Raw genomic sequence first — 982 nt, 5'->3', positions numbered from 1 at the left:
ATGAATATCCGTAATTACACATAATTTCGTATATTTACTTATAATTTAATTAGTTAGATGAATATATTTAGTTTTACAACGCATTTTGGGACAGAGGAAGATTGCAGAATTCATTTTAAGGAGCAGAGAGATAAAATCGGAGTGGTTTGCAAGTGCGGTCACAAGGAGCATTTCTGGATTAAAAGCATCTGGAGCTACGAATGCAAAAAGTGTCGTAAAAGAATTTCCTTGAAAAGTGGAACGATTATGCAAAATTCTAATCTTTCATTCTTAATTTGGTACAAAACCATGTTTCTAATGAGCGTTACCAAGAAAGGGTTTTCATCGAAAGAGATTCAGAAACAATTGGGATTGAAGCGATATGAGCCAGTTTGGGCAATGGTTCATAAGTTGCGAAAAGCAATGGGAACACGTGACGAAAAATACACTTTGGAAGGTATGATTGAGTTTGATGAAGGCTATTTCACAGTAGAATCCAGCGAGATAGAACAAGAAAAAGGCGTTCGTGGCAGAGGCGCTGCAGGCAAGCAAAATGTAGCGGTGATGGCTGAATCTGTTCCTTTGGAAAATTTGGAAACAGGCGAAAAATCAAAATCCTGCAGATATTTTAAGGCGAAAGTTTTGGAAACGCATCTTTCTCTGGAAATTAATGAAACCATAAAAGAATCGATTGATAATCAAAGCATTGTTTTCACGGATAAAAGCACATCATACGTTGATATTTCAGATTTTGTTGAACTTCATATCACCGAAAAATCTGATAAAGAAACTACCAACGAAACCTTAAAATGGGTTCACATCACCATCAGCAATGCTAAAAGAAATCTATTGGGAAATTATCATAAAATCAAAAGAAAATATCTTCAATTGTATCTCAACGAATTTATTTACAAACTAAATCGAAGATATTTCGGAGACAAACTATTCGAAAGGCTCATTATTGCTAATATTACAGCAGTATGATTAAAAACGGATATACATA

Annotated in this window: 1 protein-coding gene; it reads left to right on the top strand. The window is 34.4% G+C overall.

The genetic code is table 11. The annotated features are described in order from the left end of the window. The first annotated feature begins 57 nt into the window (after window positions 1-57). Window positions 58-963, top strand: coding sequence for an IS1595 family transposase (locus tag DRF58_RS18115; RefSeq protein ID WP_116037343.1), 906 nt, complete (start codon window positions 58-60; stop codon window positions 961-963). The last annotated feature ends 19 nt before the right edge of the window (window positions 964-982 follow it).

This window comes from Epilithonimonas hispanica, from assembly GCF_003385395.1.
In the GTDB taxonomy this organism is placed as follows: domain Bacteria; phylum Bacteroidota; class Bacteroidia; order Flavobacteriales; family Weeksellaceae; genus Epilithonimonas; species Epilithonimonas hispanica.
The sequence above is the reverse complement of the archived record's forward strand: the minus strand, read 5'-3'. Positions and strand labels throughout refer to the sequence as shown.

Excerpts from the sequence above, each read along its gene's own strand:
- DRF58_RS18115 (WP_116037343.1), top strand. The coding sequence starts at position 58 with ATGAATATATTTAGTTTTACAACGCATTTTGGGACAGAGGAAGATTGC.